This window comes from Thermomonas sp., assembly GCF_019104945.1.
Classification (GTDB): Bacteria; Pseudomonadota; Gammaproteobacteria; order Xanthomonadales; family Xanthomonadaceae; genus Thermomonas.
Window position 1 is genome coordinate 102,066 of the sequence record NZ_JAHRWW010000011.1, and the last position, 13,538, is coordinate 115,603.

Annotated in this window: 10 protein-coding genes; 5 read left to right on the plus strand and 5 right to left on the minus strand. The window is 60.0% G+C overall.

The genetic code is table 11. The features are described from left to right. Positions 1-99: 99 nt before the first annotated feature. A complete protein-coding gene (locus tag KUL77_RS03270) occupies positions 100-2,892 on the minus strand; it encodes a TonB-dependent receptor (RefSeq protein ID WP_297143578.1) in 2,793 nt (930 codons plus the stop codon). 432 nt (positions 2,893-3,324) lie between these two features. On the opposite strand from KUL77_RS03270, the gene KUL77_RS03275 reads away from it, so the two are divergent. The 4 genes from KUL77_RS03275 to nagA are packed head-to-tail and all read left to right on the plus strand — an operon-like array spanning position 3,325 to position 7,855. Further along, on the plus strand, positions 3,325-4,596 hold the full coding sequence (locus KUL77_RS03275; protein ID WP_297143581.1) for a sugar MFS transporter: 1,272 nt from the start codon (positions 3,325-3,327) through the stop codon (positions 4,594-4,596). Between the two features lie 18 nt (positions 4,597-4,614). After that, positions 4,615-5,646 carry a LacI family DNA-binding transcriptional regulator gene (locus KUL77_RS03280; protein ID WP_297143583.1) on the plus strand — a complete coding sequence of 344 codons (1,032 nt, stop codon included), beginning with the start codon at positions 4,615-4,617 and terminating at the stop codon, positions 5,644-5,646. Positions 5,647-5,675: 29 nt separating this feature from the next. Beyond that, positions 5,676-6,710 carry an SIS domain-containing protein gene (locus KUL77_RS03285; protein ID WP_297143612.1) on the plus strand — a complete coding sequence of 345 codons (1,035 nt, stop codon included), beginning with the start codon at positions 5,676-5,678 and terminating at the stop codon, positions 6,708-6,710. Positions 6,711-6,712: 2 nt separating this feature from the next. After that, a complete protein-coding gene (gene nagA / locus KUL77_RS03290; RefSeq protein WP_297143585.1) occupies positions 6,713-7,855 on the plus strand; it encodes an N-acetylglucosamine-6-phosphate deacetylase in 1,143 nt (380 codons plus the stop codon). Between the two features lie 4 nt (positions 7,856-7,859). Here nagA and KUL77_RS03295 read toward each other — a convergent pair whose 3' ends face one another. Further along, a complete protein-coding gene (locus KUL77_RS03295) occupies positions 7,860-9,803 on the minus strand; it encodes a cytochrome c/FTR1 family iron permease (protein ID WP_297143588.1) in 1,944 nt (647 codons plus the stop codon). 182 nt (positions 9,804-9,985) lie between these two features. Next, on the minus strand, positions 9,986-11,890 hold the full coding sequence (locus tag KUL77_RS03300) for a hypothetical protein (RefSeq protein WP_297143591.1): 1,905 nt from the start codon (positions 11,888-11,890) through the stop codon (positions 9,986-9,988). A gap of 135 nt (positions 11,891-12,025) precedes the next feature. Between KUL77_RS03300 and KUL77_RS03305 the strand changes: the two genes are divergently transcribed. Further along, positions 12,026-12,328, plus strand: a complete 303-nt coding sequence (locus tag KUL77_RS03305; RefSeq protein WP_297143594.1) for an I78 family peptidase inhibitor — start codon at positions 12,026-12,028, stop codon at positions 12,326-12,328. A gap of 9 nt (positions 12,329-12,337) precedes the next feature. On the opposite strand, the gene KUL77_RS03310 is transcribed toward KUL77_RS03305, so the two are convergent. Beyond that, positions 12,338-12,925 carry a DUF2239 family protein gene (locus tag KUL77_RS03310; RefSeq protein ID WP_297143597.1) on the minus strand — a complete coding sequence of 196 codons (588 nt, stop codon included), beginning with the start codon at positions 12,923-12,925 and terminating at the stop codon, positions 12,338-12,340. 64 nt (positions 12,926-12,989) lie between these two features. Then, positions 12,990-13,538, minus strand: a 549-nt coding sequence (gene folE / locus KUL77_RS03315) for a GTP cyclohydrolase I FolE (RefSeq protein WP_297143598.1), incomplete at its 5' end; no start/stop codon positions are given.

A 13,538-nucleotide genomic window follows, 5' to 3' on the forward strand; every position in this document is an offset into this window, starting at 1 on the left:
ATCGCATACGCGTTTTTTTATGACGCATAAAACGACGCAAGCCCCGGTATTTGCCGGGGCTTGGTTGTTTTCTCAATACTCGGTGAGGTGTGGCTTCGCTTAGAACTGGAAGCGCAGTGTGGCCATATAACGGCGACCCGTTCGGTACGCACCACGCGTGAGCTTCTCGTTGTTGGCGTAGCTGTGATACACCGAATCGGTCAAATTCATGCCATCCAAGCTCACCGTGAAATGGTCGTTGATCTTGTAACCGATCGTGGCATCCACCGAGGTGTAGGCGCGCGTCCACAGCGAATCACCGCGATCTACATTGGTGAAGTACTTATCACGCCACGAATAGGTCACCCGCGCGGTCCAGTGCTCGTTTTCGAAGAACGGGCTGATATTGAGCTGCCCCTTCGAGTTGTAGGGCAGCGGTAGCCCTGCATCCGATGCACCATCGGCATAGGTGTAGTTACCGATAAAGCCAAAACCGTTATCGAAGCTTTGTTGATAGGCCAGCGAGAAGCCTTTGATCGTGGCCGACCCTGCGTTGAATGGACGCGCCACTTGATAGGTGGTGTCCTTGCTCTGGTTTTGATTGTAGTGCGTTTCCGGGCGCGTGGTTACCAAGATGTAGCTACCAATGTCGCGGTAGAACACCGAGCCCGCCAGAATCGAATTCTTGGACAGATACCACTCTGCCGAGAAGTCGAAATTCGTGGATTTGTACGGGTCAAGATTCGGGTTACCACCGCCACCTGTAAGGGTTTGATCCCCCAGCCACAAATAGCTCGACATATCGCCGTAGTTCGGGCGTGCAATCACCTTCGCCGCCGAACCACGCAACACTACGTCATCGGTGAGGTCATAAATCAGGTTCACCGTTGGCAGCACATCGTTGTATTTCTTCTTCACGCTGGCCCAAGCATAGCCTGTAGCCGGGCAAGGGCTCACATTCACCGTACACGCCCAGCTACCGCTATCCGACTCGGTTTGCACGTAGCGCACACCGATATTGCCGCGCAGCTTGTCGGCAGAAAAATCCGCCTGCACATAGGCCGCCTTCACGTCCTCTTCGATGGTGTAGGTGTTGGCCGCAAACGAGGGGTCGGCGAACGTGCTTGGCTGCGGCATGGTTTGCCAAGGCGCCAACCAGTCACCACTCAAGATGTAATCGGCCAACTTCCAGCCATCGATGGTGAAGCGTTTATTGAGATCACCTACGCCGCCAAAACCGCTGAGATAGTTGTTCGGCAAAGGACGCGGATCGAACTGCGCCGCCGTAGGATTACCAAACCCAGCCACCGAAGCCAGCGATACGCCTCCCATTACCTGTGAGGTGGTATGGCTGCGCTGCTTGTAGCCAAAGCGAATTTGGTTGAATACGCCATCGAGATTCACACCGGCATCCAACTGGCCGTAGCGCTCTTTATCCCCGGTTGGCTTGAACACGATATTGCCACCCCAGCCGGGGTTCCACGTTGATACATTGGGATCTGCGCCCCAGCCACCATCTACCTGGAATGCGGAAGGGTCCAAGAACGGGTTGCTGCCGTTAAAGGTCAGCGTGCCCGGCTGGCCGGGCGCACCGCTGATGTCATAGCTGTAATCAGACCAGTTCAAAAATTCGCCAAACACCTGCTGCCCGGTACCACCCGAAGCCTTACTGGTGCCCAGCTCCGCCGAGGCAAACCAGTTCTGCCCAAACCAGCGCAGCTTGAGGTCGTAGGCATCGGTTTCTACCGTTGCGCGGCGGTTGATGAGGTCATAGGCCACCAATGCATTTTTGAACGTACCCTTGGTGATCACACCGTCGTCGATGGTGACGTCGGTCATCTTCATCAGGCCATTCCATGCGTTACCCATGAACGCAAACATGGAGTGGCTGATATTGTCGTAACCGGCTTTGACCTTGAGCGCGTTTAGCTCGGCCTCAAAACTATCCGAAGGACGCAGCTGTAGCGCTAACGAGTAGGTATTGCGCTTACGCTCTTGTTCAAAATAATGCGCGCTGAGCGAGTTCGGGCCGCGCGCGGTGAGGTTATTCTCAAGTGTCGTGGCGCAGGTGCCCACGCAGGTGGCTGGTTTGGTGGGCTGCGAGCCGTCTGGGTTTGCAGGCACCGACCAATCGGTAGGCAGGTTGTTCACCGAGCCGCCACCGCCTTCGCCGTCGCGATAGGCCAGCGCCGACACGGTGCCGTAAGACTCCACGCCGTCGCGGCGGATATTTTCATCTGACTTTTGCGCCGCCACCAAAATACCGAAGGTATTGGCCGGGTTCTTCCAGCTATACATCAGTGAAAGCTGCGGGTCATTCTTACGAATACGATCGTTCCACAGGTAGCTCACCTGTCCAGATACCGAATTGGCTTCCATATCCAGCGGCTTACGCGTACTGACAATCACGGTGCCGCCCACCGAACCTTCGTCAAGGCGTGCTTCCGGTGACTTATACACTTCCACCTTGCCCACAATTTGCGGCGCAAGCAGCGAATAGTTGAACGTGCGGCCCGGCTGGTCGGTAATGAACCAGTCGGCCGAGGCAATGGTCTGGCCATTGAGCAAGGTGCGGTTGAGTGCGGGGTCGGTGCCGAGAATCGAGACTTTCTCGCCTTGGCCAAACGCCTTATCGATGGTGACGCCTGGGATGATGGTCATCGCCTCGGCCACGTTGGTGGCCGGAAACTTACCCACGTCTTCGGCGGTAATGGCATCCACAATCGCATTGGCTTCGCGCTTGGCATCAAGCGCCTGTTGCAAGCTGCCGCGGATCCCTTTCACGATGACCTTATCAAGCTCGGTCGCCTTCTGGTCTTTTGGCTTGGCCGTTGCCTCTTGCGCATGCGCGCTGCCCACCACACCAAGCACCGCCACGATACTCAGCGCCAATACTGTTTTCTGAATGTGCATCTCTCGATTCTCCAAGGCTGTTGCAGCGGCAGGTTTGCACCCTTCGCCGGTACTTCACGTTGTTGTATCGAACCGCCACATCGTCATCCTGCGACGTGCTTCATGCCCCTGCGATCCCCATCGCGCGCACCCCCTGTGCCGCGGGCCGACAATGCACAGCCAAGACATCGTTGTCAAATTTTGTTTCAGCTCATCTTGTGCAGCCGTTGATTTGGCCTGTTTTACGCGCCACTTTTGCTGCACAGCAGCAGTCAATTTCCCGCCTTAGGCTAGGTAACTACTGATTATCAGAGAAAATTGTTCAAACCTCGTTATCTCTGCAAGCGAAAGCAGACATCGTTGCACCAAGTCTTGTCTTGTGCGTCAATCGCACTGCCGCAATAGCGCAACAAACTGGTATTGTCCAACTATTCGTCTGGAGTCCCGAGCGCCATGTCCACTGTTTCTAGCCCCGCTGTTCCTCGCACTAACTATGGCGCGATCGCCATTGTTGGCGCGCTGTTCTTTATTTTTGGCTTCGTCACTTGGCTCAACGGCCCGCTCATTCAGTTCGCCAAACTTGCGTTCAATGTCAGCGACAGCTTGGCGTTCCTGATCCCCTTCGCGTTCTATATTTCGTACTTCTGCTTAGCCCTTCCGTCTTCTTCGATTTTGCGCAAAACCGGTATGAAGAAAGGCATGGCGATTGGCCTGTTTGCGATGGCTGTTGGTGCGGTCGTGTTCGGCCAGTACACCACCGGGCGTGTCTATGCGGGCGCGGTCACCGGCGTGTTCATCATTGGCGCTGGCTTGGCCATTTTGCAGACCGCCTCTAACCCCTACATCAGTATTCTTGGCCCGATCGAAGGTGCCGCGCAGCGTATCGCGGTGATGGGCATTTGCAACAAACTCGCGGGCATGCTGGCACCCATCGTAATTGGCGCTGTGGTCATGCACGGTATGGGTGATCTGGCCGCACAGGTGGACGCCGCCGACGCCGCCACCAAAGAGCAACTGCTCAACGAATTTGCCGCGCGTATCCATGACCCGTACATGTTGATGGCGGGCCTGCTGGCGCTGCTCGCTGTGGGCATCCTATTCTCACCGCTGCCGGAACTGCGCGCGGAAGACGTCAACGCGGAAAGCAGCAGCGGTATTTCGAAGAAGACCAGCATCACCCAATACCCGCACGTGTGGCTGGGTGCACTGTGCATCTTTGTCTATGTCGGCGCGGAAGTGATGGCCGGTGACGCGATCGGCACTTACGGTGCGGGCTTCGACCTGCCGCTCGATCAAACCAAGTTCTTCACCTCATTCACCCTCGGCGCCATGCTGGTGGGCTATCTGGTGGGCCTCGTGTTGATTCCGCGCTTTATTTCACAAGAACGCTGGCTGGCGATCTCGGCCATCCTTGGCGTGGCGTTTACCGTTGGCGCGTTCGTGACCCACGGCATGACCTCGGTGGCCTTTGTTGCTGCGCTGGGTTTTGCCAATGCCATGATGTGGCCCGCCATCTTCCCACTGGCCATCCAAGGCCTTGGCCGCTTCACCGAGCAGGGCTCGGCGCTGTTGATCATGGGCATTTCCGGCGGTGCGATCATTCCGCAACTATTTGTGCACCTCAAAGAAACCATGAACTTCCAGCTGGTGTTCTTGCTGCTGATGGTGCCTTGCTATCTCTACATCCTGTTCTTCGCCACGCGCGGCCATAACATCGGCCGCTAACTTCCTGCAGAGGTTCCGGTGCACAAACCTACTATCAAAGACGTTGCAGCACGCGCAGAAGTTTCGCTAAAAACCGTCTCGCGCGTGATCAACGACGAACCCGGCGTGCATGCGCACACCCGCGACAAAGTGCGCCACGCCATTGCACTGCTGGGCTACCAGCCCGATCCGTCGGCGCGCAGCTTACGCAGCGCGCAGTCGTATGCGCTGGGCCTGCTGTACGACAACCCCAACCCGTATTACGTCATCGCGCTGCAGCAAGGCGTGCTGTCGGTATGCCGGGAAAGCGGTTACGGCCTGCAGATCCACCCCTGCGATGCGTCTTCACCGCAGCTGGTGTCTGAAATCGTCACCCTCGTGCGCAATGCGCGGCTGGCCGGTATCGTGCTGGCACCACCGATGTCGGAAGACCAGTTGCTGGTGGATGCCCTGCTGGCTAATGGCGTGCGTTTGGTGCGTATTGTTTCAGCCTCCAGCGACCCGCAAGCGGGCGGCGCCTGCGTGTATGTCGATGACCGCGACGCGGCCTACGCCATTACCGAACATTTGATCCAACTCGGCCACCAGCGCATCGGCTTTTTGTGGGGCGGCAAATCGCACGGCTCGTCGTGGGAGCGCTACAAAGGCTATACCGACGCACTGAATGACTACGGCATCACCCTTGACCCTGAACTTATCGGAGAAGGTGATTACGCATTCGACGACGGCTTTCGTGGCGCACGCCGTTTGCTGCAATTGAAGGATCGCCCCACCGCCATTTTTGGCAGCAACGACGAAATCGCCGCGGGCGTGCTGGCTGCAGCGCGCTCCGGTGGGCTGAACGTGCCCTACGACCTATCCATTGCCGGGTTTGAAGACAGCCCGTTCTCCAAGCAAAGCTGGCCTGCACTGACCACCGCGAAACAGGCCACCGAAGAAATTGCGCGCCACGCCACGCGGCGCTTACTCAGCTTGATTCGCGAACAACCGGAAGGCCCACAGGCCAACCAAGGCTTTAGCCCTGAGCTCGTCGTGCGCGCCTCCACTGCGCCACCGCGGCCCAAATCTTAATTTCCATTTCCCCCATGAATGCACTTCTTATGCCCACACCTGAAAGCACCTGGATGCACGTTGAAGCCGCCGAAGCGGCCAGCGCTGTTGCCCGCCAATTTGCCGCCAATACCGCCACCGTTACCGCTCTGGCCGAGCGCCTGCGCGCCAAGCCGCCGCGCTTTATTCTGACCTGCGCACGCGGCAGCTCCGACCACGCCGCCACCTATGGCAAGTATTTGTTTGAAACCACGCTGGGGATCATTACCGCCTCGGCCTCGCCGTCGGTGGGCTCGGTGTATGCCGTGCAGCCCAAGCTCGACGACGTACTGTTTGTCGCCATTTCGCAGTCGGGCAAAAGCCCCGACCTGCTGCGTAACGCCGAGATCGCCAAGGCGGGTGGCGCCCATGTTGTTGCACTGGTCAACGTGGCCGACTCGCCACTGGCCAAGCTCGCCGACACCGTATTACCGCTGCACGCAGGCCCAGAAAACAGCGTGGCCGCCACCAAGAGCTATCTGTGCTCGCTGGCCGCGCTGCTGCAGCTCACCGCGCACTGGAGCGGCGATACCAAACTGCTGGCTGCTGTCGATGCGCTGCCTGATGCGATGCGTTCGGCGTGGAATGAAAACTGGTCGGATCTGGTGTCTGGCCTGCGTCTTGCCAAACATCTTTTCGTGCTGGGCCGCGGCCTCGGCCTTGGCGCGGCACAGGAAGCGGCGCTGAAGTTCAAAGAAACTTGTGGCCTGCACGCGGAAGCATTTTCCTCCGCCGAAGTGAAACACGGCCCGATGGCGATCATTGGCCCCGACTTCCCCATTTTGGCCTTCGCACAGGACGATGAAACCGGCGACGGCACCGCCGCTGTTGCGGACGAATTCCGCAAGCGCGGCGCACCGGTATGGCTGGCGCGCCCTAGAGCCAGTGGCCCCGGCACGCTACCGCTGCCCACGTCACCGCACCCGGCGGCAACGCCCATTTTGACGGTGCAGGCATTCTATGCGGTGGCGAACGCACTCTCGCTGGCACGCGGATATGATCCCGATGTACCGCCGCATTTGAACAAAGTGACTGAAACGGTTTAATCATGCACAGCCCCCACAGTTTGGTGTTTCATAACGGCGCGGTGCTCACCGACCACGGCTTTCAGACCGATGTGTGCGTGGTGGTGGAAGACGGCCATATCGTGTCTGTCTTGCACGGCGCGCCCCCTGCATCCGGCGAGCACATCGACCTGCAGGGCGGCTATCTGGTGCCTGGGTTTATCGATGTGCAGGTCAACGGCGGCGGCGGGGTATTGTTCAATAACGATACCTCCGTGCAGGCGCTGGCCACGATTGCCCAAGGCCACCGTAAATACGGCACCACCGGCCTACTGCCCACCTTGATCAGCGATGATGCCGAAGTGATGCGGCGCGCGGTGGCCGCCACCCGCGCGGCTATTACGCAAGGCGTACCGGGCGTGCTCGGCATCCATTTGGAAGGCCCGTATATCGCCCCGGCGCGCAAGGGCACGCATAACGCGGATAAGTTCCGCGTTCCCGATGCCGACGAAGTCGCGATGGTTACCGCGCTGGATAACGGGGTCACGGTGATTACCCTTGCCCCCGAACGCGTGCCGGTGACCACCATCGAGGCGATGGTCGCGCGCGGCGCGATCGTCTGCGCCGGGCATACCGCCGGTAGCTACGAGGATACCCGCGCCGGACTGGACGCCGGCATCACCGGCTTCACCCATCTCTACAACGCGATGACCCCGCTGCAAGGCCGTGAGCCCGGCGTGGTGGGTGCGGCGTTGGAAGATGAAGCCAGCTGGGTCGGCGTGATTGCCGATGGTGTGCATGTGCACCCCGCAAGCCTACGAGTGGCGATTGCCGCCAAGCCCAAGGGCAAGGTGCTGCTGGTTACCGACGCGATGCCGATGGTGGGTAGCGATGACCCATCGTTCAATCTGTATGGTGAAACCATCACCGCAGTCGATGGCGTGGTGCGCAACGCAGCGGGCTCGCTTGCAGGCAGCGCGCTCGACATGGCCAGCGCGGTGCGCAACACGGTTAACTTACTTGGCCTGCCGCTGGATGAAGCCTGCCGTATGGCGGCGCAGTACCCAGCGGAGTTTATTGGCCTTGACGCTGAGCTAGGGCATATCGCCCCCGGCTACCGCGCCGACTTCGCGCTGCTCAGCGCCGACCTACACGTGCAGCGCACGTGGATTTGCGGCCGCGAATAAGCGGCTACGCGGCGCGGCGGGCTTGCGGATCGCCGCGCTGATTCATCCAGAACCCAATCACGGCGACAAGCAGCACCACCAGCTGCGCCAGCAGGGTTTGCCATGTGGGAAAGACGCCCAGCCAATCGATACGCGGCGCGTTCACCAAGCCCAAATTCACCCAGCCCGCTTCCTGCAGCGCGGCCACGCCCTTGCCCGCCAGCACCACCGCAAGCACGGCGATCAAGATCGAGCTCCAGTTGAAGAATTTGCCGATCGGCAGGCGCATGCCAAGGCGCAGCAGCGCCCAAGCGATCAGCGTCAGCAGCGCGACGCCACTGGCCAAGCCGCCCAAGATCGCGTTGGCGTCTTCCGGCGTCCACATCGCGGCATAGAACAAGATAGTTTCAAACACTTCGCGATACACCGCAACGAAGGCCAGCACGAACAGAAAGACCATCGAGCGCCGCCCCAGCGCCGCCGACATTTTTTCATGTAGATATTGCTGCCAGCGCCCGGCCAAACTCTTCTGATGCATCCAAATCCCCACACTCAGAAGTACCACGGCGGCGAAGATCGACGACAGTCCCTCGGTGAGCTCACGGTTCGCGCCGCTGATATCAATCAGCCATGTTGCAACCGCCCAAGTAATACCGCCCGCCACCAGGGCCAGCACCCAGCCCGCGTGCACCCACGGCAAGGCCTCATAGCGCTCACTACGACGCAGAAAAGCGATCATTCCGATCACTACCAGCAGCGCTTCTAAGCCTTCGCGCAGCAAAATGGTGAAGCTGCCCAAGAACGCCGCCGTGGCGTTGCCGCGCGCGGCGTGCAGGGTTTCATCGGCACGATCGAACAATGCTTCGGCCGTCTGCGCATCGCTTTGAATTTGTGTGAGCGCGGCCTGCTTGCCGATATTGGAGCGCAGTGCGGCCATCGCCGATTCGATCTCACGCAGCAGCCCCGCATCGCGCGCCGCCAGCATGGGCTCCACCGGCTCAACACCGTCCAAATACGCCGATAGCGCCAGCGAAGCGGCCTGCTTATGGTTTCCCTGCGCATACGCCTCAAGCGCGGCCTTGAGCTGACTACGCGCCAGAGTGAGTGTGGCCGGTTTTACAGCCGCCGCATCTGCGAGCGTCTGCGGCTGCGCACGCAGGAAGGCGCTGATCGCCTGCGCCTGCTGCGCATCCAGTGTTTGCGCCAACTGCGCCGGGCTACTGCGCGACAACGCCTCTAGCGACGGCAGCGCCGCGTGCAGTGCCTTATCTGAATTCCACAGGTGCTCGCCTTCTGCACGTTGCTGATCATTAAACGCCATGCCGCCAACATAAAACGCCAGTGCCCAACGCTGATCGTCGGTGAGCTGGGCAAACGCAGGCATGGCCGTGCCCGCCACACCGCGGCTGATGGCCTCGTACAACGCCAGCGGGCTGCGCTGCGCCGCGCGTTCGCTATCGGTAAACGCGATCGGTGGCGGATCCAGCTGCGCACCCGCCGCACCATCTCCAGCACCACTCGCGCCATGACAGCTCGCGCACTGCGCTGCATACACGCCCACCGCTTCTTTCAAATTCGGTACTTTTTGTGGTGCGGCAGAAACGCCGTATGCGGCTAAAAGATCATTGGCCAAGGCATGCGCGGCTTGTGCCACCGCGTCGCTGGCCGCGTGTTGTTGCACCAACGCCAGCAAGGCTTCGCTTTGTTTGAGCAAACCCGCACGCTGCGGGTTGTCCGGCAGTGCGGCGATACGCGCCCGCGCGGTAGCCGAGAATTCCTGCATTTCTGCGTATTCGCCAGTATTGATGACCTTACCGCCCGCCACCGCACCGGCGTAATCCACCGCGATGTAATCCAGTAACTGCCAAGCCTGTCGCACTTCATCTTCGTTTGGCGCAGCCGCAAGTGCCACTCCCGAGCAGGTGAGTAGGAACATCAACGCAAAACGGCGGAGCAAGTCAGTCAACATAAGGCTTCGGCATCGGAATACCGTTGCCAAGTCTATCAGATTACTGAGGATGCGAATCATTCGCGCAATAGCCCCTCATGTCATTCCCGAGATTCTGAACGTCATCTGCACTTAGCTCGCCCGAACACCACACACAGCAAACCCCGCATTCGCGGGGCTTGCTGGTGAAACGCGCGGGCCGTTTACTTTTTCGCCGTCAGAATCGGGGTCAGGTAGTCCGGCTTGCCTTCGATACGCTCTAGGTGCGGGTAGCGCAGGCCGCCGCGGTAGTCGAGCTTGACGGTGCGGTAGCGGTCGAACTCCTTGATCATCAGCTCGATGGGCGCTTTGCCGTCTTTGTTCGCTTTCACGGCTTCTTCAAGCAAATCGCTGGTATAGGCTTGGCCGTTGACGGCGATCACGCTGGTGCCACTGCCGATACCCGCATTGAAGGCGGGGCTATCCCAGCGCACGTCGGAGATGCTGCCGTCTTTGCCGATGGTTAGACCCAGTGAATACACGAAATCAGCCCCCCCCCAACGCGCACCGGCTTTGGCGTAGGCGCTCGGCGTGTCTTTGTACACCAGCTTCCAGCCCGCTTCTTCGATGCCTCCAGTAATACCCTTTTTGCCATCGAGACGTTCGCGTAGGAAGCTCGTCCAGTCATACGGCAACACACCATTGAGGACGGCCACCACGTCTTCGAAGGTGTAGAGGTTTTGCACCTTCCATTCGCCGTCATTGACGCCAAAGAACGCCTTGGCGAAATCGTCCAGCGATTTTTTGCCACCCGTCTTGCTGCGAATCAAGGCATCGGCTTCCAACCAAATCATCTGCCCGCCGCGATAGTAGTCTTCACTCATCTGATAGTTCAGATACGCACGCGGCGCACGCCCCACCACGATCGGATCGTTGGTGGTGTCTTGAATGCCGCGCCAGCTCAGACCGGGGCGATTCTCCGCATAGGTCGCGGCTACCAAGGCCAGGGCGTCGATCGAGGCCGGTAACGGGCGCATGCCACTGCGCGCCGCCAGCACATTGCCCCAGTACTGGGTCTGGCCTTCATACACCCACAGCAAGCTGTCCTGCATGGGCGTGTTGAGCGTGGGAACCCATAGATCTTTGCCGCGACGGTATTTGCCGTTCCAGCTATGGGTGTATTCGTGCGCCAACAGGTCGCTGAAACCCGTTTTCTCATTCCAGCCGGTGAAGTAGTCGGTGCCCACACCGTTTTCACTGGAACGCTGGTGCTCTAAGCCGTTGCCGCCCATCTGATCGGAGAGTGAGAACAGAAATTGGTAGTGGTCATAATGCTGCGCGCCGTACAACTTCAACGCCTGCTCCACCAGTGCCTTGTGGATCTCCACCTGCTTAGGCTTGGTTTCTAGGTATTTCGCCGCATCGGCCACCACGCCCAGCTTCACCGGAACTTGGCTGCCTTTCGGGGTGAGGTCGATATTTTTCGCGTAGCGCCCGGCGTACACCGGCGAGTCCACGAAGATGTCGTAAGGCACATTTTCGTAATCGACCGTGTCGCCGCTGCGGCCGTCCTCATGCAGAGCGGTGAACGCGGTCCAACCGGTGGGGTAGGTAACGCGCGGATCCACCATGATCTGGTGCATGTAGTGCCCAGCCGGGTACAGCGAGGTGGAAATAAACTGGATATTGAGCATATTCGGCGTCATCACCACGCGCCCTTGGCCGGGGCCGGTGGCGGTGAGCAGGTCGAACTGCGCGGTAATCTCGGTAACGCCCGCGGGAATGGTCAGGTGGAATGCACCCACCTGCAATGTGTCGCGCTTCCAGTCCAGCTTTTGGCCGTTGGCAGTGAAGGTGAGGCCGGCGATATCGTCCAGCGAATTGCGCGGCGAATGCCCACCCGGCACCCAGCGCGGGTATTGCAGGGTCAGCGGGCCGCTTTGCACCGGAATGGTTTGTTTGATCTTGAAGATGCGCTGCGCCAAATTGGTGGCATCCACTTCCACCTTGATGACGCCCGGGGCATACGGCACGTCCTGCGGCGCGGGTACCGATGGCGAAACTTGGGCGACAGCGCCCCCAGCAAACAACAGGGACGATAGGGCGAGGGGCAGCAGGCGGCGCTTCATGAAGGCTCCAAAGTGGCAAGATCGAAGGTGAATCCTACCGTTCGGCGGCGGTTTCCCCCCATGCCGAAAGCCATGCACGTTAGGTTCATTTCCCTTCGTTATGCTGCCGCCATCACTGAATAAGGAGTCTGCCCCATGTCTTTACGCGCACTTGCCCTATCTGCGACGGTGGTTCTCGCTGCCTGCGCTGCTCCGCCCCCAGCGGCAGATGCTCCCGCTGCGCACATGCCCGCCAGCGCCTGCAATGCCGACGCGGCACAGTCGCTCGTGGGCCAAGCGGCCACGCAGGACAATTTTGAAGCGGCGCGCAAAGCCAGCGGCGCAGCTACCTTACGCACGCTCAAGCCGGGTCAGCCGATGACCATGGACTTCCGCGGCGACCGCGTGAACGTGCTGGAAGATGCCAACGGCAAGATCGAAAAGATCACCTGCGGCTAAACCGCTGTTTCAGGCGACGAAGGCGTCCGTGGCCAGCCACTCGGCATGCTCGCGGACGTCTTCTGGCCATTCCGCAATACCCGCTTGAAAGCCGCCGAAATCACCGGCAAACAGCGCGCGCGAGGCCTCTTCAAAATGCGCCGCATTGCCTGCCATGGCGTGCAAGAAACGGTAGGTCGCTTCCTGTGCTGCGCGGCGGCGGTCGTCACCGGCGGTGACTTTGCGCGCATCGTCCACCAGCTTGCGCAGTGCCACCGACGCGCCACCCGGCTGCGCCGCCAGCCAATCCCAATGGCGCGGCAACAAGGTCACTTCGCGCGGCACCACGCCCAGCTTGGGGCGGCCCGGCTTGCGCCGCACGCTTGATGCGGTGTCACTGCTCGGCTGCGGCTGCGCTAACCATGCCAGTAAATCTGCGGCGGGAAGTTCCAGCGGCAACTCCACCGGCTTGGCGTCGGCGTCATTGAAAATCAACACCGCCCGCGTTGGATAGGCATCGAACGCCTGCTTGGCCTTCATCGCCACATGGCGTAGTTCGCCACTGGCGATACGCAGCGGGCCGCTAAACGCAGTGCAGCGCTGTGCGGGGTCGATCATACCAAGCTCTCGCGTATATCGGGAGCCATTATTATCCGGATCAAATTAGAGCGCGCGCACTAAATTACCGCCCGAGACGCACATCGATAAACTGTAGGAACTCGGTGCGGGTGCGGGCGTCGTCGCGGAAGCTGCCGATCATCTTGCTGGTGACCATATTCACCCCGCGCTTATGCACGCCGCGCGTGGTCATGCACTCGTGCGAGCCCACCGCCACCACACCCACGCCATGCGGCTGCAGCACACGCTGGATGCAGTCGGCAATTTCGGCGGTCATTTTTTCCTGCACCTGAAAGCGCCGTGCATAGGCATCCACCACCCGCGCCAGCTTGCTGATCCCCACTACGCGGTCTTTGGGTAAATACCCGACGTGCACCTTGCCGATGATCGGCGCAAGGTGGTGTTCGCAATGGCTTTCAAAGCTGATGTCGTTGAGCACCACCATGCCGTCGTAGTCGCCCACTTCGCCAAACGTGCGGCTGAGGTAGGCGTCGGGGTCGATGCTGTAGCCGTTGAACCATTCCTCATAGGCTTTCACCACGCGCTTCGGGGTGTCCAGCAACCCTTCGCGTTCGGGGTTATCGCCCCCCCAGCGCAGCAGCGTCCGTACGGC